Source organism: Flavobacterium sp. HJJ (assembly GCF_015351475.1).
In the GTDB taxonomy this organism is placed as follows: Bacteria; Bacteroidota; Bacteroidia; order Flavobacteriales; family Flavobacteriaceae; genus Flavobacterium; species Flavobacterium marginilacus.
On the sequence record NZ_JADKPR010000010.1, the window covers coordinates 69,329 to 88,271 of the forward strand.

Consider the following 18,943-nt stretch of genomic DNA (forward strand, 5'->3'; position numbering starts at 1 on the left):
TATCTCATTTCAGAAAATCAGCAATCAAAAATCGTTAATCTTCAATCTGAAATCCCTACCTCGATTTAAAATAGCCTAATAATTTGGTAACATAGCTTTCATCAACTCTAGTATTTACAACACCCGAACCTGATTTGCTAAAAGTCTCCTTGAAATAATTCACATTATCATGGTAATGTTTCTCATAATTCATCCTCACCGATTTCGAACCTGTATCAATCAGTCTTGTCTCGCCTGTTTCTGCGTCCAGCATAGGAACAATACCTAAATTTGGTATTTTTTCTTCTCGGATGTCATACACTCTAATACCCGTAATATCGTGTTTCTTTGAAGCTATTTTCAAAGTATGTTCATATTCACCCGACATGAAATCGGAAATGACAAACACGATGGCTTTCTTTTTTTGGGTACCCGATAAAAACTTCAAAGCCTGGGCAATATCTGTTTTATAACTTTTTGGCTCAAATTCTATCAGCTCACGAATGATACGCAGCACGTGCGATCTTCCTTTTTTTGGCGGAATGTACAATTCGATCTGATCTGAAAATAAAATCAATCCAATTTTATCATTGTTCTGAGTAGCCGAAAATGCCATTGTAGCAGCAATCTCGGTAACAATTTCTTTTTTAAACTGATTTTTAGAGCCAAAACTTTCAGAACCAGAAATATCAACCATTAACATCATGGTCAATTCTCTTTCTTCTTCAAAAACTTTAACGTGAGCTTCATTGTAACGGGCAGTTACATTCCAATCGATAGCACGGATGTCGTCGCCAAACTGATATTGTCGAACTTCACTAAATGTCATTCCCCGGCCCTTAAACGATGTATGGTACTCGCCCGAAAAGATATGATCGCTCAGTCTTCTGGTTTTGATTTCTATTTTACGTACTTTTTTTAAAAGCTCTTTTGTATCCATTTTTTTGGGCATTAGGCATTAGGCATTAGGCATTAGGCGTACAGCTTAACGCTTATAGCTTAATGCTACTAAGGAACTTCAATTTCGTTTATGATTTTATTGATGATGTCAACCGATGTAATATTTTCGGCTTCAGCTTCATAAGTAACTCCAATTCTGTGGCGTAAAATATCATGTACAACAGCACGAACATCTTCAGGAATTACATACCCGCGTCGTTTGATAAAAGCATAACATTTTGCCGCTGTAGCAAGATTAATACTTCCACGAGGCGATGCTCCAAAACTGATTAAAGGTTTTAAATCAGCTAATTTATATTTCTCCGGATAACGAGTAGCAAAAATAATATCCAGAATGTACTTCTCTATTTTTTCGTCCATATAAACCTCACGGACAGCTTCCTGAGCTCTTAAAATCTGTTCAACAGAAACTACAGGATTTACTTTTTCATAACTTCCTTTAAGATTCTGGCGGATTACCAAACGCTCATCTTCCATTTTTGGATAATCAATAACAGTTTTCAGCATAAAACGATCCACCTGCGCTTCAGGCAATTGGTATGTTCCTTCCTGCTCAATAGGGTTTTGAGTTGCCAAAACTAAAAACGGCTTATCTAATTTGAAAGTAGTATCGCCAATAGTAACCTGTTTTTCCTGCATCGCCTCCAGTAAAGCAGACTGTACTTTGGCAGGAGCACGGTTAATCTCATCAGCAAGAACGAAATTTGCAAAAATTGGTCCTTTTTTTATAGAAAACTCATTAGCTTTAATATTGTAAATCATGGTTCCTATAACATCGGCAGGTAATAAATCCGGCGTAAACTGGATTCTGCTGAAAGAACCTTGAATAGCTTGTGAAAGTGTATTTATGGCTAATGTTTTCGCCAATCCAGGAACCCCTTCCAATAAAATATGCCCTTGTCCCAAAAGTCCGATTAATAATCTTTCGACCATATGTTTCTGGCCCACAATAACTTTGTTCATTTCCATTGTGAGAAGGTCTATAAAAGCACTTTCTCTTTCGATTTTTTCATTGATTGCTCTAATGTCTAAAGTCGCTGAATTTTGTTCCATATTATTATATTTAAGCCTCTTGTTTTTGGCATCTTTTATTTGATGGTGCAAATTGAATTTTTTTTTAGAAGTAAGATGTTAAAAAATGGTTAAAACTTCGGCGAATCCCCTAATTTTAAGGACGAATTATGATTGCTTTTATCTATTTTTAAGAACAATAAAAAATAAAACTCAATTTCATAGAACCAGCCCCATAATCATTAGGGGATATTAAAAGTAAGCCATGAGTAAAATTCCATTTTCAAAAATTATTGCCGGTACCATGACATGGGGAATCTGGGGCAGAAACTGCAGCACGGAACAAATGATAGGTCTTATGAACTCATGCCTCGAAAATGGTATTTCGACCTTCGATCATGCTGATATTTATGGAGGATATACAACCGAAAAAGATTTTGGAAAAGCTTTCAGCGAAAGCAGGATAAACCGTAAAGACATTCAGTTAATTTCGAAGTGCGGTATTCAGATGATTTCTGAAAACAGAAATAACACAATTAAGCATTATTCCTATTCTAAAGACTATATCATCGCCTCGGCAGAGCAGTCGCTTAAAAATCTGCAGACTGATTATTTAGACCTGCTTCTGTTACATAGACCAAGTCCGTTAATGCAGGCTGACGAAATTGCCGAAGCTGTCGAAAAGTTAAAAACAACCGGAAAGATTCTCGATTTCGGCGTATCTAATTTTACGCCAAGCCAATGCAATTTGATTGAAACAAAAACCAAAATAAATTACAATCAGATTGAATTTTCAATCACCAATTTAGAACCAATGCTCGACGGAAGTCTTGATCACATGCAGACCAATCGGATTACTCCCATGTGCTGGTCGCCTTTAGGAACTGTTTTTAGAAAAGACGATGAGCAGTCACAGCGTATTCAAAAAACTGCAGATGAATTAGCTTCGAAATTTGAGGTCGCCAATGATATTATTTTATTGTCCTGGATATTGAAACATCCTGCCGGAATTTTGCCTGTCTGTGGCACTTCCGACAAAAACAGGCTAACCAATTTAATGCAGGCCGCCTCTATTGAAATGGAACTGGAAGACTGGTTCTCTCTTTGGAAAGCGAGTACCGGAAAAGATGTAAATTAAAGTTTTTAGGTTTAAATTAGGATTACAAATTCAAAATACTTTGCTATATATCAAACCATTAGCAACTAATCGGTAATTATAAATCAAATGATTAACAAAAGGCTTCTTATCAAAAATCTTCTTGCTCACAATGATGAAAGCAGTTTTTATGATAAAAAGAGACAGTTAAATTTACACACCAGGGAAGGCAAAGCAAAATTCTTGAAACACATCTGTGCTTTATCTAATTCTAATCCTACAAACAATTCATATATAGTGGTTGGTGTCGAAGATGAAAATAATCAGATTGTAGGAGATGATTTTTTTGACGACAGCCGGATTCAGAATCTAGTAAATGCTTTTCTTGAAAATCCGCCCAGAATTCAATATGAAAATGTGCCTTTCCCTAATTTGCCAAAAGACAAAGTAATTGGTTTGGTTACCATAAAACCCAATAGTAAAACTTCTTTTTTCAAAAAAGGCATACATACAATTACAGCCAACACTGTTTTTATCCGAAAGGGAAGCAATACAATGCCCGTTGAGGGTGAAGTAGAAAAAAACTTCCAGAATACCGAAACCGTTATCGGTATTGAAAACAATTCTAGAAACAGCATCAAATATACACTCGACGGCGTGATTGATTTTATGAATTACCGCCATAAGGACATGGCTCCAAAATACTATGTTTTCAAAGAATTATTCGTTATCTGCTGGGCAGGAATTATCAAAAAATCCAAAAATAAAACGTACTTGTCCCGAGTTGATATCGAGCTGATTAACGAACAGATTAAATTATTTTATTCAGCTCAGGATGTAGTTGAAATTACTTATGATGAGGACAGTTTTACGATTATTGAATACGTTCCTTTGGATTTGAATGACAAGACAAGTTATTATCCTCTCGAAGAGCAGACAATTCATTTTCAGGATAACGGATATTATAAAATTGACCGAAAAATACTTTTTGAACCGCCGCAATATGATAAAAAAATGTTATTCCATGTTTATAATTCGAACATTGCTTTACTAAATAAACTCGAAAAAAATATTAAACTGACAGAGCGGGAAAAAAAGGATTTAAATCATCTGCCTTCCACCTTTATGATCTGCTATCTCAATGATTTTGAAGATGCTAAACAAAAGCTTATAGATTCCAAAGAATTGCTGAAACCTTTTACACAAGTATATCTTTCGTTTAAAGAGGCTTTACGAATTTTAAGAAAAATGAAGTATGATGTCCAATAACTGTATTACTGCATCATCGGATAGTTTTAATCAGCTGAACAGCCCCGCTGCCCAAGTAACTAAATCAACAATGACTTGGCAGATAAAATTAGTCATCAAAAGCAAGAAAGTGAGAAGTGCATTCATTTTGAAAAATTTTAAGTAAAATTACAATGATTCCTAATACAAAACAATCCCTAAAAATAATGATATTTTGGATTTCAAAAATACTGAAAATTACTATACCTAGTTCATTATCATATTGAAATTCAACGGTTATAAATGCCCTTTCGACCGATTTATTCTTAATAAAAACTTAAATTTATTTACTGCTTATTTCTTACATTGTTTTTAAAATCACTTTGTGTCTGAAAATCAAGCTCTTTACATTCTATTTTCATTTTTACTGATAAACTGCTTTATCTCCTTAAAAAAAACCATCGATTCTACTTTTCTGCTATTTTTGTAAAAGAACAAATTGAGAATATGAGAACATTAGTAATAGGAGATATACATGGAGGTTTGAGAGCCCTGCATCAAATTCTGGAAAGAGCAAATGTAAGCACAGAAGACAAACTCATTTTTTTGGGTGATTATGTAGACGGATGGAGCCAGTCACCGCAAGTAATCAATTTTTTGATTGAATTACAAAAAACTCATGATGTTATCTGTATCCGCGGCAATCATGATGAGCTCTTAAGGGAATGGCTTAAGGATAATAAAGACAACGAACAATGGTATCAGCATGGCGGAGAAGCTACCGTTATGGCTTATGAAAATGTAGATGAAGAAACCAAAAAAAAGCATGTCCTTTTTTTAGAATCGCTAAAAGATTATTACTTAGATGAACAAAACCGAATGTTCATACACGCAGGCTTTACGAACATGAATGGTGTAAATTACGAATATTTTCCAAAGCTGTTTTATTGGGACAGAACGCTTTGGGAAACAGCTTTGGCATTAGATCCTAAAATGAAACCCGACAATCCTTATTATCCCAAACGATTCACATTATACAGCGAAATCTACATCGGTCATACACCTGTTTCCCGCATTGGAGAAACAATTCCTGTGCAAAAAGCAAATATCTGGAATATCGATACCAGTGCTGCTTTCAAAGGACCGCTGACAATTCTGGATGTCGATACAAAAGAGTTTTGGCAAAGCGAACTTTTACCTGCTTTATATCCTACAGAAAAAGGGCGAAATAGAATCTAAATCTTATATTTGTAAAAAATAATTATCTACTTATATTTTCAACAAATGAAAAAAATTATTACACTGTTATTCGCAGCATCTTTTGGTTTAGTCAATGCACAACAGGCTTTTAAGGGAAAAGGAGATGCAAAAATTAATATTGGAGCCAATATACAGGATGGCGGCACAGGAATTCAGGGGTCTGCAGATTTTGGTCTTGGCGAAAATTTCTCTTATGGATTTGTGGCTTCTTATTTATTAGGAGTAGATGAGTTCTCCGGTATCAATGGTGAAAACATAAAACCAGAATTTCAAGATCGTTTTGATGCAAAATTCCGATTCAACGCCAATTTAAGCAGCGTAATTGGAACAGAACAATTGGATATTTATCCTGGTCTGAACTTAGGATTACGCAATTTTGGAGGCCACATTGGAGGCCGTTACTTTTTTACTGATGGTTTTGGTGTTTTTACTGAATTTAGTTTCCCTATTGCAAAATACAATGACAATAAAGATGTATTTGATCATTTAAACAATCAGGCAGCCTTTAGCATAGGTGCTTCGTTTAATTTAGATTAAATTTTCACATACCAATAAAAAAGTGGCTTGTTTTTTGATAAACAAGCCACTTTTTTTATGTGGTAAAATTAACTACAAATCAAATTTTATTCCCTGTGCCAATGGCAGGTTCGTAGTATAATTGATTGTATTGGTCTGACGGCGCATATAGATTTTCCATGCATCCGAACCAGATTCTCTTCCGCCGCCGGTTTCTTTTTCCCCGCCAAAAGCACCGCCGATTTCAGCTCCCGAAGTTCCTATGTTCACATTGGCAATTCCGCAGTCTGATCCAACAGCCGACAGAAATTGTTCCGCTTCACGCAGATTGTTTGTCATAATTGCCGATGATAATCCTTGAGCCACTCCGTTTTGAATATCGATTGCATTTTCGACAGTTCCCGAATATTTAATCAGATATAAAACAGGTGCAAAAGTTTCGTGCTGTACAATTTCAAATGAATTTTGTGCTTCGGCAATTGCTGGTTTTACATAACAGCCGCTTTCATAACCTTCGCCAGAAAGTACACCTCCTTCAACCAGAATTTTTCCTCCTTCGGCAACAACTTTAATCAATGCATTATTATACATTTCAACTGCTTGTGCATCAATTAACGGTCCAACATGATTTTTTTCATCCAATGGATTTCCGATACGCAGCTGCCCGTAAGCAGAAACCACAGCATCTTTTACTTTTTCATAAATACTTTCATGAATGATTAAACGACGGGTTGAAGTACAGCGCTGTCCAGCCGTTCCCACAGCCCCAAAAACAGCTCCGATAACGGTCATCTTAATATCGGCATCCGGCGTAACGATAATGGCATTATTTCCTCCTAACTCCAATAATGATTTCCCTAGACGCCCCGCAACAGTTTGTGCCACGATTTTCCCCATTCGGGTAGAACCTGTCGCCGAAACCAAAGGCACACGTTTATCTGCAGTCAATAATTGTCCTATTGTATAATCTCCATTAATCAAACATGAAATTCCCTCGGGAAGATTATTTTCCCGGATTACCTCAGCAATAATATTCTGGCAGGCAATCCCGCAAAGAGGTGTTTTTTCGGATGGTTTCCAAACGCAGACATCCCCGCAGATCCACGCCAAAGCCGTATTCCAAGACCAAACAGCAACCGGAAAATTGAAAGCCGAAATGATTCCGACAATTCCCAGCGGATGATACTGCTCATACATTCGGTGTCCAGGACGTTCCGAGTGCATTGTCAATCCGTGCAGCTGGCGCGAAAGTCCAACAGCAAAATCACAAATGTCTATCATTTCCTGAACTTCTCCGTAACCTTCCTGCAAAGATTTACCCATTTCATAGGAAACTAATTTACCGAGAGCTTCTTTATTCTGACGCAGTTTCTCTCCAAACTGACGCACAATTTCTCCGCGCTGCGGTGCTGGCATTAATCGAAATGTTTTGAAAGCTTCGGTAGCAGTCTGCATTACTTTTTCGTAATCAGACGGAGATGTCATTTTTACGGAAGCAATTAATTTTCCATCCACAGGAGAAAAACTTTCTAGAATTTCTCCGCTTGAAAAATGACTATTTCCCGTTGAAGTTCCTTCATTTATGGCTTTAACACCCAATTTCGCTAATGCCTCTTTCATCCCAAACTGATCTGCCATTGTTGTCATTGTAACTTTTTTGGTTAAAATTGTTGTATTTTTATGTAAAGATATTCTTTTACAATGAATTTCAAAACTTCTGAATTATTAAACAATTATTCAAAAAAACTATTCCTATAATTTAGATCTTATACTTGTATTTTAAAAACCTGCTTAGTCATTGTCTAAAAACAAAATTAAGGCATTTTTTAGGGCTCCTTGCCGATTTATCCAAAAAAACACATTCATTAAAAAAGAAGAAACTAATTTTGTTACATAAAACTTTTGACAATGGCTTCAATAAATAAATACAGTATTTTTTTCTTTTTGATAGCGACACAGCTATTTGCCCAAAAATCAGCATTTAACATTGTTCCCTTAGGGGTTAAAGGCGGTCTTGATGAAACCAATCTTTCGGCCTATTTAGTTGCCCCTAAAAACACCAATGCTTTTATCTGCCTCGATGCAGGAACTATAAACGCTGGGATTGAAAAAGCAATTTCAAACAATGCATTCACGGTTTCGGCTGATGAAGTTTTACGAAAATATATCAAAGGTTATTTAATTTCTCATGCACATCTTGACCATGTTTCAGGTTTGATTATCAACTCCCCAGCTGATTCTTCCAAGACCGTTTATGCAGCCAAAAAATGCATGGAAATGATGAAAGACCATTATTTTAATGGAGAAACCTGGGCTAATTTTGGTGATGACGGTGTGGGTTTTCAGATAAAAAAATATCATTTCCAAACGCTTCCTCTTGGAGAAGAAATACAATTAACCAATACTGAAATGACTGTAAAAACATTTCCTTTAAGTCATGTAAATCCCTTTGAGAGCAGTGCTTTTTTAATCAAATATCAAGAAAATTATGTTCTGTATTTAGGCGACACTGGTCCAGATGAAATTGAAAAAAGCAATGATTTACGGATATTATGGCAGGCCGTTGCTCCTTTGATTAAAGAAAAACAGTTAAAAGGAATTTTTATTGAAGTTTCGTTTCCTAATGAACAGCCAGACACTGCATTGTTTGGTCATTTAACTCCCAACCATTTAATGAAAGAACTTAGCAAATTGGAGGAATTTGCCGGAAAAGGAAGTCTGCAGGATTTAAAAATCATCATCACGCATAGAAAACCGCCCACAAAAAATATTCAGAAGATTAAGGAACAATTGAAGAAAGAAAACGCTCTAGGCGTTGATTTGGTTTTTCCGGAACAGGGGAGAAAATTTGAATTGTAGATTTGAATTTATGCATTAGACCTAACAGGTTTTAAAAATCTGTTAGGTCTCTTTGCGGTTAAAGCTTTACTTTTTCTCCCGTATCAAATAAATATAAACCGGAAAATGATCACTAAAACCAATTTCGGTGAGGGAATGCCGTAACGGATAACCTTTGTATTTGCCGTTTTTTTGGATTAAAAAAGGTTTATTGTAAATTCCGGCTTTCCAATATTGGAAAGTTTTATAATCTTTTTGAAGCAGCGATTGGGAAACCATCACTTGGTCAAAAATATCCCAGGCATCCCGAAAAGCAATTGTTCCTAATCCTTTGTTCGCCATTTCTTCAAAAGGATTGTAAATGTCAAATGGCTGGACTTCCCTTATTTTTCCTTTGGCTCCAAGTCCTTTTTTAACGCTGTTATTAAACGGGCTGTCATTTAAATCGCCCATGGTTATCACTTTTGCATCGGGATTAATCTGTTGTAGCGAATCTATAATTTTTCGATTCAAAGCTCCGGCCATTTCCCGATAGGGGCTTGATTTTTTCTCGCCTCCTGAGCGAGACGGCCAATGATTGACAATAATATGAATCTCCTCTCCGTTCAGAAAACCGGTTACTAATAATTGGTCTCTGGTGTAAATTCGGTGATTCTTGGCACTGACCTGAATTACATCTTCGGTTTCAAAATCTTCTGGAGTTTCTTCTTTTTGAGCCTCTTTATGTGGCTGTTCATTTTTGTACATATACAGCGGAATATTGACATAACTCGTTGGCTGAAACTGTTTCTTTTGGTAGAGTAAAGCAACGTCTATTCCTCTTTTGTCGGGGGAATCAAAATGGATGATTCCGTAGTCTTTGTCAATGAGTTTGGGCTGTTTGATCAAATCTTCAAGGACGGTTTGATTTTCGATTTCGGCTCCGCCAATGAATGTGGGAGAATTTGGGTTTTCAGAAGTTCCTATTTCGGATAAAACTCTGGCTAAGTTTTCAAGTTTTTGACGGTATTTTTTGGTGTCCCAATGCTGGGTTCCTGCAGGCGTCCAATCCTCGTCATTGATGATTGGATCGTTGATGGTATCATAACAGTTTTCAAAATTATAAAATGCCACGGTATGTATCACAAAAGCTTTGGTTTGTGCGCTGTTTTTTGAAAAAAGAAGAAACAAAATGAGACAAAAAAAGTTTTTTTGCATTGCTATAGATTTTTGTAAATATAGTAATTTGATTACAAATAAAAACAATGGATCTATTTTTACTATTTGTTCTCGAAAGGTCTTTAAGTTAAGCCATATTTCACACACAAATAGACACGAAGACGCAAAGATTAAATCGGATTTCTTTGTATCATTGCGACAAACTCTAGTGAAAAATCCCTAAAATGTCTATTCTCTTATTGCTTGAGTGGAAAATTTTTGCCACAAATTACACAAATTAGCACAAATTGCTTATTCGTTAAAATTTGAATTCCTGTTTTTATTTTGATGAATTAACAAATTCAACAATGTTTTAAAAAAAGCAGTCCAAACATATCAAACTATAATTTGTGTTAATTTGTGAAATTTGTGGCCTAATTTCAGAAATGCCTATATTTGCTTTGGTCAATATTACTTTGGGGCGGATTTTACTTTTTCGGATAATGGCTAAAAGCACACCCGAGCAATAGCGAACAGGCGAAGCAAATGCTGTCATTTAGCCCCGATTAGAGTCTACCGTGTGGACACATCTTTTAATAGGCCACAGATGACACGGATTGAACGGATTTAAATCGATAAATTTGTTGTTTTTTTTTAAAAATGTATTGAAAAAAACATAAGTTTTATACATAATATTTTTAGTATACAACCAAAAAATCAGCGATAATCTGCCCAATCTGCGTGCTATTTTAACATAAAATATTTGTGCCCACACGGTAGGATTAGAGTGGAAATCCTTGTGTGCCGGGGTTCGGAACGCAAGATTGTAACGGAAAGCGGGAGGATACTTCCTGAAAATGCACAATATTTCTGCTCCAAAAAAAAAAATTGTCCTTAATTTATAAATTTTTCAAAAAGAACAGTATGTATACAAATCCATTTTCTTTTATTCAAAAACAAAGTGTTTTGTATCCGATGTTATTGCTTATTTTTACTTTACAATCTATGAACAGTCAAGCGCAAACTACTATGATTACACCGCCTTATTTGCAAAAAGGAGATACCGTTGCCATTGTGGCGACTGCCCGAAAAAATGTTGATGATAACCTAAAACCTACGATTGATTTATTGCATTCATGGGGTTTGGAAGTCGTTATTGGGAGTACCATCGGACTGGATTTGAATCAATTAGCGGGTACTGACGAACAGCGTGCGGCCGATTTTCAGCAACAGATGGACAATCCGAATATTAAGGCGATTTGGTGTGCCCGAGGCGGTTACGGTACGGTGCGTATGATTGATTTGTTGGATTTTACCAAGTTTAAACAACACCCAAAATGGATTGTGGGTTTTAGCGATGTGACGGTGCTGCACAACCACCTCAACACAATGGGTTACAAATCGATACACGGAACGATGCCCGTGAGTGTAGAAAGAACAGCGCCTGAATCGATAGCGACTTTGAAAACGGCTTTGTTTGGCGAAAAATTATCCTATCAGATCGATCCGTTCCCAATGAACCGTTTTGGGAAAGCCACCGGAGAATTAGTGGGCGGAAATTTGTCTATTTTATATAGTTTATTTGGGTCGAAATCGGCTATTGACTGCACTGACAAAATTTTGTTCATAGAAGATCTTGATGAATACCTATATCATATTGACCGAATGATGATGAACCTGAAACGCAACGGCTGTCTGGAAAGCATCAAAGGGATTATCGTGGGCGGCATGACCAAAATGAAAGACAATGATATTCCGTGGGGGAAAAATGCCAACGAAATTGTTCAGGACGTGACACAAAAATACAATATTCCAATACTCTATAATTTTCCGGCAGGGCACGTTCATGACAACAGAGCCTTGATTATGGGAAATATCATTACCATGGATGTGAACGAAAACTGCAATACGGTGGTTTTTGAGTAAAAAGAAGTATAAAGTAAAGAACATAGAATATAGAAAAAAAATGTTTTAGACTCCTTTTTAAATCTATTTTCTATGTTCTATTTTCTATTCTCTCAAATCAGAAATCTGTATTCTAAAATCTAACTTCTAAAAATGGCTGAACACAATGAACTAGGAAAACTGGGAGAAGACCTAGCAGTAGATTATCTTCGAAAAAACGGCTACACCATTCTTGATACCAACTGGACATTCCAAAAAGCCGAAATTGACATTATTGCTAGAATTGAAAACACGCTGGCCATTGTAGAAGTAAAAACGCGTTCGTCAATCGATTTTGGCCTGCCACAGGATTTTGTGAAACCAAAAAAAATTCAGCTTTTGGTAAAAGCAGTTGATTCCTACGTAAATCAAAAAAACTTAGATATTGATGTCCGTTTTGACATTATTGCCATTCATAAAGAAGGCAAATCCTTTGCTATTGAACATCTTATAGATGCTTTTTTTCATTTTTAAAGAAATTTAACAATGTTATATTTGTAACAAATTGTTTTTTTATATATATTTGCACCGATATTAGAAACTGAACCTTTTCGATATCTGTATAACTACAAAAAAAAATAACCAACTTGAAATTATGAAAACTGTATCGTCTATTGTAGAAAACTACATTAAAACAAAACCTTTTTTATTGAATGCTTTATCGCTGGGCATTATCAACTTGACTTCTTTGTCAAGAAATATTATGACCGAATTGGAAAGCGAATTTGGTAAAGAAGTAAAACAAGGTGCCGTAGTAATGGCTCTGAAAAGACTGACTGAAGAATTAGACTTTCGATTGAACCATAAAATCAATAAAGTAATAAAAAACATAGGAGAAATCACGGTACGATCTGCTTTGACAGATTATACGTTTGCTGTTTCCGATACGGTTTTGAACAAACAGGCCGACTTAATTACAGACATCAATTCGTTACCAGATATTTTTTATACCTCATCCAAAGGTGTGAACGAAACAAACATCGTTGTAAGCAACAGCGTTAACCATTTGGTAGAAAAGCATTTTTCATCCGAAAAACTGATTCAAAAACTGGAAAATCTGGCTTCGATCACAGTAAAATTACCAAAAGAGAATATTGTAGTTCCAGGGATTTATTATTTCATTTTCCAGCGTTTGGCCTGGGAAGGAATTATTATCAATGAGGTAATTTCTACATCAAATGAATTTACAATCATGGTAAGCGAAAACGAAGTGGATGTAGCTTTCAAAGTGATTAAAGATTTGAAAAACTAGATAAAGGAATCTTTTATATTCAAAAAACGAGGCTGATTGGCTTCGTTTTTTTTTTGGAGCAGAAAGATTAGGCATTTTAGGAATAATGGTTCCCGCTCTTCGTTGCAATCTTGTTGACCGAACCCCGGTCAACAAGGATTTTCACTTCGATCGGGGCTAAAGAGAAACATTTGTATTTTTTTGCAAGTAACCTTAAAAAATCTAAGTAAATCTGATTGCTTATTTTTTCTCAATAAGAATTATGAAGATTCAATAGAATTCAAATTGCAGAACATACACTTATCCCTAAATTTACACTTTCATTACAAAAACCTGAGCCCTCTTTATAAAATGCAATCGCAATGCTAGCACATTCCTATCAAAAGTTAAAAGACATTTTATCCGTCACTATTGATCCTAAACGTATTTTGACCAATCCGCTGCAGACACTTGCATACGGAACAGATGCAAGTTTTTACCGGCTGATTCCAAAAATCGTCATTCTCGCGCACAACGAAGCGGAGGTTGTCGAAATTATAAAACAAGCCAAAAAACTCGATATCGCATTGACTTTTCGTGCAGCAGGAACCAGTTTATCAGGACAGGCAATTACCGATTCGGTTTTAGTAGTTGCCACGCACGGCTGGAAAAACTTTGAACTTTTTGACAGCAAGGAAAAAGTAAAACTAGAACCCGGAATTGTGGGAGCTCGTGCCAATATTTTTTTGGCTCCGCACGGATTGAAAATCGGTCCGGATCCAGCTTCAATCGGCGCCTGCATGATAGGCGGAATTGTAGCCAATAATGCCAGCGGGATGTGCTGCGGAACGGCACAAAACTCCTATCAGACCATAGCCGACATTCGAATTGTACTCCATGACGGAACCATTCTTGATACCGCCGATGCACAAAGTGTTACTGCCTTCAAGAAAGATCAGCCTGCCTTGATTCAAGAAATTGAAAGCCTAAGAGATCAGATCAAAAATGACGAAACGCTTTATCATCAGATTAAAAACAAATTCAAAATAAAAAACACAACCGGCTATAGTATTAATGCTTTAGTCGATTATGAAGATCCTATTGACATCATCAAACATCTGATGGTCGGTTCTGAGGGAACTCTGGCTTTTATTTCGAATGTGACTTTCAAAACGGTTATAGACGAAAAACATAAATCCTGTTCTTTATTAATTTTCAAAACGATTCAGGATGCCTGCAATGCCACTATTTTATTGAAATCGGCTCCTGTTGCTGCAGTAGAATTACTGGATAGAGAATCCATCCGTTCTGTAGAAAATGATCCTGATGCTCCCGATTATTTCAAAACATTACCAGAATCCGCCAGCGCTTTATTAGTTGAATGCCGGGATAATGATTTGGACAATATGCTATTGAAACAGCTTAAAGTCCGTTTAGAAATTGAATCTATTCCGACCTATGCAGAATATGAATTTACATCGAATCCTAAACAGTATTATTTTAATTGGAAAGCACGAAAAGGCTTGCTGCCAACAGTTGGCGGACTGCGAAAAAACGGAACAACGGTAATCATAGAAGACGTCGCTTTTCCCCTCCCGCAACTAGCAGATGCCTGTTTGGAATTGAAAAATTTATTTAAAAAATATGAATACCACGATGCCGTTTTATTTGGACACGCACTGGAAGGAAACCTTCATTTTGTGTTTTCACAGGACTTTTCAAATCAGACTGAAATAGACCGTTACGAAAAACTAATGTCCGAATTATCTGTTTTGGTTGTGGATCGTTTCAACGGTTCTTTGAAAGCCGAACACGGAACCGGCCGGAATATGGCTCCTTTTGTAGAAAAAGAATGGGGTTCTGCCGCTTATGAAATCATGAAACGAATCAAAACTATTTTTGATCCAAATAATAAAATAAATCCTGACGTATTAATCAATCCGGATCCAAAAGCACATCTCAAAAATCTGAAACCAATGCCGGAATCCCATGCCATCGTTGATAAATGTATGGAATGCGGATTTTGTGAACCGCACTGTGTATCCGAAGGTTTAACTTTATCACCAAGACAGCGCATTGTGATTGCAAGAGAAATCAACCGATTGGAAGAAGCGAATGATGACCCACAGCGATTAGCCGATATTCGGAAAGACGTTACTTACCAGCTGGATGAAACCTGTGCTACCGACGGACTTTGTGCCTTGGCCTGCCCCGTTCATATTGATACCGGAAAATTTGTAAAAACCTGGCGTGCCAATAAACTAAGTGCCGGCAATAAAAAAACTGCCGCTTACATTGGTTCACACATGGCGGGAACTACATCGGTTATGAGAACCGGATTAAAAATGGTTTCTTTTTTCCATTCTATTTTTGGAACCACCATTATGACAGCCTTATCTAATGTGTCACATTTTGTCAGCTTTGGAAAAGTGCCGAAATGGATTCCAGAAATGCCAAAAGGTGCCAACAAAATTAACACTAAAAATTAATCGCAATTCCGTGAATTTCTTTTTTCAATTTATGACTAATTTTTAAAGGGTTCTAAATTAAAAATTTGAGTATTCGCGGTCAACCTTTTAATAAAAAACAATGAATACAGCTACCGATTTAAAAGTCGTTTACTTTCCTTCCTGCATAAACAGAAGCATGGGAAAAACCCATTTTCAGGACTCAGACGATCTGCAATTGACCGAACTTACGCACCGCTTATTGGTTCGTGCCGGATTCACAATAATTTATCCCGAATCGATAGACAGTCATTGCTGTGGTATGCCTTTTTCAAGCAAGGGCTATGCAGAAGCTAATCACACACAATCCGAAACATTGGAAAAAGAACTGCTAAAAGCTTCAGAAAATGGTAAATATCCTGTTTTGTATGATATGAGCCCGTGTTTTTATCATTCGAAAGAAGAGTTTTCCAAAAGCCTAAAAATTGTCGATCCGATTGAATTTATGCTGGATTATGTAATGCCTCAGTTGACAGTAAAAAAGAAAAAAGGCAGTGTGGCCGTTTTTCCTGTTTGTTCCGTTAAAAAAATTGGAATGACAGAACAATTAACAGCCTTGTCTAAACTTTGTGCAGACAGCGTAACCCTTATTGACAGCAATTGCTGCGGTTTTGCCGGAGACAGAGGTTTCTTAATTCCTGAACTAAACGAACACGGACTACGAGATTTAAAAGCACAGATTCCAGCCAGCTGTAAAGACGGTTTTTCAACCAGCAGAACCTGCGAAATAGGACTCGAAAAAATGAGCGGTATCGATTTTAAATCTATTTTTTATCTGATTGAGGAAGTCACAAGATAGCATTTTTTCAATTTATCTTTAATAGACTTTATGTGGCTATATTTATTCTATTAAATAAAAAACTATTGAATTTAATCTTCTAAAATTCTTTACTGCAAGTAACATAAATAATTTTTTTTGATAAAATAGTCTTTAATACAAATCAAAAAATAAATCATTGATTTTCAAAATATAACAATTTTTTTAAAAGATGTTATTGTGTATTTATAATACATTTATAAAATATTTAGTACAATTTTTTTTAACTGCCTTTTTTACTCTTAAAAAGACAAGACATCTTCTTTCTTAAATACTATTGCGAATAATATTTTTATATATTTGTCCATTATTTAAGCTTAAATCAGCAAAAAAACAAGAATACCCTTATTTTAATCCCAAAAATTTAAAGGTTTAACAAATCAATGTCAGCAGTAAAGGACTTTAGTGAACAATTGTTGGTAAGCGAACTCAAAAATGGTAACGAAAAAGCTTTTCGTAAACTATATGATTTCTATTATCAGGATATCTATGGTTACAGTATCAGTCTTTTAAAATCAAAAGAACTTGCTGAGGAAAATGTTCAGGATGTTTTTTTGAAGATCTGGCTGCATCGGGAAAATTTGAATCTGGAACAATCGTTCAAATCGTTTTTATTTACAATTGCCAGAAACCAGGCTTTTAATCTTTTGAATAAAGCTGCAAACGACGCACTTTTGAAAGAAGAAGTTTTTTACACCAGTGAAAAATCACATGTAGAAGGAGATTATTCCATTCGCGAAGCCGATTGTAAGAAACTAAAAAAACAAGCCATAAAACAATTACCTCCAAAACGAAAACGCATTTTTAAAATGTCCAGAAAACAGGGCAAAACATATGAGGAAATAAGTCAAGAGCTAGGAATTTCTATTAGTACTGTTAAAAATCAAATGAGTAAAGCTCTGGAATCAATACGGCTTTTTTTAAAAGCGCATGATGGCTTTACGTAGAAAAAAGCGCTTATAAATCTAATCACTCAAAAAATGAGTGATTTTTTTTGGTCTAAAACTAAAAATATTTATAGTTTTAATTAATTGAAAATCAATTATTTGATTTTATTTTTTGTTTTATTTTGATAAAATCGAAAAAAAATATAACGTTTGAGTAGTACACAACTGTCTTTCATCTGTATTATATAAAACAGCAAATAAAAACTTATTCACGATGAATGAAAATCCGGAAATACAAACATTACTTCACAAGTTTATTTTAAACCAATGTACCACTGAGGAAATTAATGAAGTGGTAGACTATTGTAAAAAAAATAAACTCACTGCCGGCTTTCCAACTGTTGAAGAGGTTCAAGCTTTATTGACTGAAACTCCAAAAATGGACAAAACAACAGCAGACCAGATTTTTTCCAAAATTTTAGTTCAAGCTCAAGAAATGGAAGAACAGGAAACTAGAAAATTCCCTTTCAAGAGATATATGGCTATTGCTGCTTCAATTGTTGTTTTACTTTCTATTGGATTTTCATATAGAAATAATCTTAATGCTCCAAAAAACAAGCCAGTAATTAATAGTAATGATATTACCTTACAATTAGAAAATGGTGAAATACAGGTTATATCGGAAGGCAAAAAAAGTAAAGTTACCGATGCTCATGGACAGGTTGTAGGAAATCAAAATGGAAATAAAATTGCATACGACACTGAAACATCATTAGAAAAACTAGTATATAACACTTTGAAAATCCCAAATGGAAAACGTTTTGAATTGGAATTATCTGATGGAACTATAGTGCACTTAAATTCCGGTACCACTTTAAAATATCCTGTAAAATTTATAGCTGGTGAAAACAGACAGGTTTTTCTAGAAGGTGAAGCTTTTTTTGATGTTGCAAAAGATAAAACACATCCTTTTATAGTAAATGCAGATAAATTAAATATTCGGGTTTTGGGAACTCACTTTAATGTCTCCAGTTTTCCCGAAGATGATTTGACTGATGTTGTTTTGGTTGAAGGCTCAGTAGGAATGTATTCGGTAAATGAAAATTTTGACGCCAATAAAAACACTATTCTGAAGCCAGGTTTAAAAGGAAGTTTTAATAAAGACAATAACCGCATTAGTACTAAAGAAGTCAATACTGAGTTATACACTGCTTGGATAAATGGCGGACTAATATTTCGAAATATAAGTTTTAGCAATATCTGCAAAAAACTGGAAAGACGTTATGACGTTACTATTATCATAAAAAACAGCAAATTGGCCAATGAAAAATTCAATGCCAGCTTTATAGACAAACCTTTAGATAAAGTACTGACTTACTTCAAAGATGTCTATGGCTTTGATTATACCACCAAAGACAAAGTAATAACTATTAAATAACCTTTAAAACCAATGAAAAAAAGATGAATTGAACATTATGGAATAAAAAAATCGGAAAGAGCTGCGAACAATTTCCGATTGAATAAGTGATTGACCTAACAGATTAAATACAATCA

The 18,943-nt window shown here is 35.4% G+C and carries 17 protein-coding genes; 13 read left to right on the plus strand and 4 right to left on the minus strand.

The window, feature by feature from the left end; genetic code table 11:
* Positions 1-55: 55 nt before the first annotated feature.
* The gene (locus IRZ80_RS09835; protein ID WP_194641392.1) at positions 56-919 is read right to left on the minus strand and encodes a DUF58 domain-containing protein; all 864 of its coding nucleotides are present in this window, start codon (positions 917-919) and stop codon (positions 56-58) included.
* Between the two features lie 68 nt (positions 920-987).
* Entirely contained in the window at positions 988-1,992 is a 1,005-nt protein-coding gene (locus IRZ80_RS09840) for an AAA family ATPase (RefSeq protein ID WP_194641393.1), read from the minus strand.
* 223 nt (positions 1,993-2,215) lie between these two features.
* Between IRZ80_RS09840 and IRZ80_RS09845 the strand changes: the two genes are divergently transcribed.
* From IRZ80_RS09845 to IRZ80_RS09865, 5 genes are all read left to right on the plus strand, one after another.
* Positions 2,216-3,088, plus strand: coding sequence for an aldo/keto reductase family oxidoreductase (locus tag IRZ80_RS09845; RefSeq protein ID WP_194641394.1), 873 nt, complete (start codon positions 2,216-2,218; stop codon positions 3,086-3,088).
* 87 nt (positions 3,089-3,175) lie between these two features.
* Positions 3,176-4,315 carry an ATP-binding protein gene (locus IRZ80_RS09850; RefSeq protein ID WP_194641395.1) on the plus strand — a complete coding sequence of 380 codons (1,140 nt, stop codon included), beginning with the start codon at positions 3,176-3,178 and terminating at the stop codon, positions 4,313-4,315.
* Positions 4,302-4,460, plus strand: coding sequence for a hypothetical protein (locus tag IRZ80_RS09855; RefSeq protein ID WP_194641396.1), 159 nt, complete (start codon positions 4,302-4,304; stop codon positions 4,458-4,460). The genes IRZ80_RS09850 and IRZ80_RS09855 overlap by 14 nt, the downstream gene beginning before the upstream one ends.
* Positions 4,461-4,780: 320 nt before the next feature.
* Positions 4,781-5,512: a metallophosphoesterase gene (locus tag IRZ80_RS09860; RefSeq protein ID WP_194641397.1), complete on the plus strand. Its 732-nt coding sequence runs from the start codon at positions 4,781-4,783 to the stop codon at positions 5,510-5,512.
* 45 nt (positions 5,513-5,557) lie between these two features.
* A complete protein-coding gene (locus IRZ80_RS09865) occupies positions 5,558-6,070 on the plus strand; it encodes a DUF6646 family protein (protein ID WP_194641398.1) in 513 nt (170 codons plus the stop codon).
* Positions 6,071-6,142: 72 nt separating this feature from the next.
* On the opposite strand, the gene IRZ80_RS09870 is transcribed toward IRZ80_RS09865, so the two are convergent.
* A complete protein-coding gene (locus tag IRZ80_RS09870) occupies positions 6,143-7,696 on the minus strand; it encodes an aldehyde dehydrogenase family protein (RefSeq protein WP_194641399.1) in 1,554 nt (517 codons plus the stop codon).
* Between the two features lie 261 nt (positions 7,697-7,957).
* Here IRZ80_RS09870 and IRZ80_RS09875 point away from each other — a divergent pair, with 261 nt between their 5' ends.
* Positions 7,958-8,908 carry an MBL fold metallo-hydrolase gene (locus IRZ80_RS09875; RefSeq protein ID WP_194641400.1) on the plus strand — a complete coding sequence of 317 codons (951 nt, stop codon included), beginning with the start codon at positions 7,958-7,960 and terminating at the stop codon, positions 8,906-8,908.
* Positions 8,909-8,974: 66 nt separating this feature from the next.
* Here IRZ80_RS09875 and IRZ80_RS09880 read toward each other — a convergent pair whose 3' ends face one another.
* On the minus strand, positions 8,975-10,084 hold the full coding sequence (locus IRZ80_RS09880) for an endonuclease/exonuclease/phosphatase family protein (protein WP_194641401.1): 1,110 nt from the start codon (positions 10,082-10,084) through the stop codon (positions 8,975-8,977).
* An 864-nt stretch (positions 10,085-10,948) separates the two neighbouring features.
* Here IRZ80_RS09880 and IRZ80_RS09885 point away from each other — a divergent pair.
* The 7 genes from IRZ80_RS09885 (at position 10,949) to IRZ80_RS09915 (ending at position 18,827) form a co-directional block, all read left to right on the plus strand.
* A complete protein-coding gene (locus IRZ80_RS09885) occupies positions 10,949-11,950 on the plus strand; it encodes an LD-carboxypeptidase (protein ID WP_410504223.1) in 1,002 nt (333 codons plus the stop codon).
* Between the two features lie 132 nt (positions 11,951-12,082).
* Positions 12,083-12,442: a YraN family protein gene (locus IRZ80_RS09890; protein WP_194641402.1), complete on the plus strand. Its 360-nt coding sequence runs from the start codon at positions 12,083-12,085 to the stop codon at positions 12,440-12,442.
* 121 nt (positions 12,443-12,563) lie between these two features.
* Positions 12,564-13,220, plus strand: a complete 657-nt coding sequence (locus IRZ80_RS09895) for an aspartate kinase (RefSeq protein WP_194641403.1) — start codon at positions 12,564-12,566, stop codon at positions 13,218-13,220.
* Between the two features lie 341 nt (positions 13,221-13,561).
* Positions 13,562-15,667 (plus strand): FAD-binding and (Fe-S)-binding domain-containing protein, encoded by a 2,106-nt coding sequence (locus IRZ80_RS09900; RefSeq protein ID WP_194641404.1) that lies wholly within the window; start codon positions 13,562-13,564, stop codon positions 15,665-15,667.
* A 100-nt stretch (positions 15,668-15,767) separates the two neighbouring features.
* Positions 15,768-16,484: a (Fe-S)-binding protein gene (locus tag IRZ80_RS09905; protein ID WP_194641405.1), complete on the plus strand. Its 717-nt coding sequence runs from the start codon at positions 15,768-15,770 to the stop codon at positions 16,482-16,484.
* A gap of 401 nt (positions 16,485-16,885) precedes the next feature.
* A complete protein-coding gene (locus IRZ80_RS09910; RefSeq protein WP_194641406.1) occupies positions 16,886-17,449 on the plus strand; it encodes an RNA polymerase sigma factor in 564 nt (187 codons plus the stop codon).
* A 214-nt stretch (positions 17,450-17,663) separates the two neighbouring features.
* Positions 17,664-18,827, plus strand: coding sequence for a FecR family protein (locus IRZ80_RS09915; protein ID WP_194641407.1), 1,164 nt, complete (start codon positions 17,664-17,666; stop codon positions 18,825-18,827).
* The last annotated feature ends 116 nt before the right edge of the window (positions 18,828-18,943 follow it).

Excerpts from the sequence above, each read along its gene's own strand:
- IRZ80_RS09835 (WP_194641392.1), bottom strand. The coding sequence starts at position 919 with ATGGATACAAAAGAGCTTTTAAAAAAAGTACGTAAAATAGAAATCAAA.
- IRZ80_RS09840 (WP_194641393.1), bottom strand. The coding sequence starts at position 1,992 with ATGGAACAAAATTCAGCGACTTTAGACATTAGAGCAATCAATGAAAAA.
- IRZ80_RS09845 (WP_194641394.1), top strand. The coding sequence starts at position 2,216 with ATGAGTAAAATTCCATTTTCAAAAATTATTGCCGGTACCATGACATGG.
- IRZ80_RS09850 (WP_194641395.1), top strand. The coding sequence starts at position 3,176 with ATGATTAACAAAAGGCTTCTTATCAAAAATCTTCTTGCTCACAATGAT.
- IRZ80_RS09855 (WP_194641396.1), top strand. The coding sequence starts at position 4,302 with ATGATGTCCAATAACTGTATTACTGCATCATCGGATAGTTTTAATCAG.
- IRZ80_RS09860 (WP_194641397.1), top strand. The coding sequence starts at position 4,781 with ATGAGAACATTAGTAATAGGAGATATACATGGAGGTTTGAGAGCCCTG.
- IRZ80_RS09865 (WP_194641398.1), top strand. The coding sequence starts at position 5,558 with ATGAAAAAAATTATTACACTGTTATTCGCAGCATCTTTTGGTTTAGTC.
- IRZ80_RS09870 (WP_194641399.1), bottom strand. The coding sequence starts at position 7,696 with ATGACAACAATGGCAGATCAGTTTGGGATGAAAGAGGCATTAGCGAAA.
- IRZ80_RS09875 (WP_194641400.1), top strand. The coding sequence starts at position 7,958 with ATGGCTTCAATAAATAAATACAGTATTTTTTTCTTTTTGATAGCGACA.
- IRZ80_RS09880 (WP_194641401.1), bottom strand. The coding sequence starts at position 10,084 with ATGCAAAAAAACTTTTTTTGTCTCATTTTGTTTCTTCTTTTTTCAAAA.
- IRZ80_RS09885 (WP_410504223.1), top strand. The coding sequence starts at position 10,949 with ATGTATACAAATCCATTTTCTTTTATTCAAAAACAAAGTGTTTTGTAT.
- IRZ80_RS09890 (WP_194641402.1), top strand. The coding sequence starts at position 12,083 with ATGGCTGAACACAATGAACTAGGAAAACTGGGAGAAGACCTAGCAGTA.
- IRZ80_RS09895 (WP_194641403.1), top strand. The coding sequence starts at position 12,564 with ATGAAAACTGTATCGTCTATTGTAGAAAACTACATTAAAACAAAACCT.
- IRZ80_RS09900 (WP_194641404.1), top strand. The coding sequence starts at position 13,562 with ATGCTAGCACATTCCTATCAAAAGTTAAAAGACATTTTATCCGTCACT.
- IRZ80_RS09905 (WP_194641405.1), top strand. The coding sequence starts at position 15,768 with ATGAATACAGCTACCGATTTAAAAGTCGTTTACTTTCCTTCCTGCATA.
- IRZ80_RS09910 (WP_194641406.1), top strand. The coding sequence starts at position 16,886 with ATGTCAGCAGTAAAGGACTTTAGTGAACAATTGTTGGTAAGCGAACTC.
- IRZ80_RS09915 (WP_194641407.1), top strand. The coding sequence starts at position 17,664 with ATGAATGAAAATCCGGAAATACAAACATTACTTCACAAGTTTATTTTA.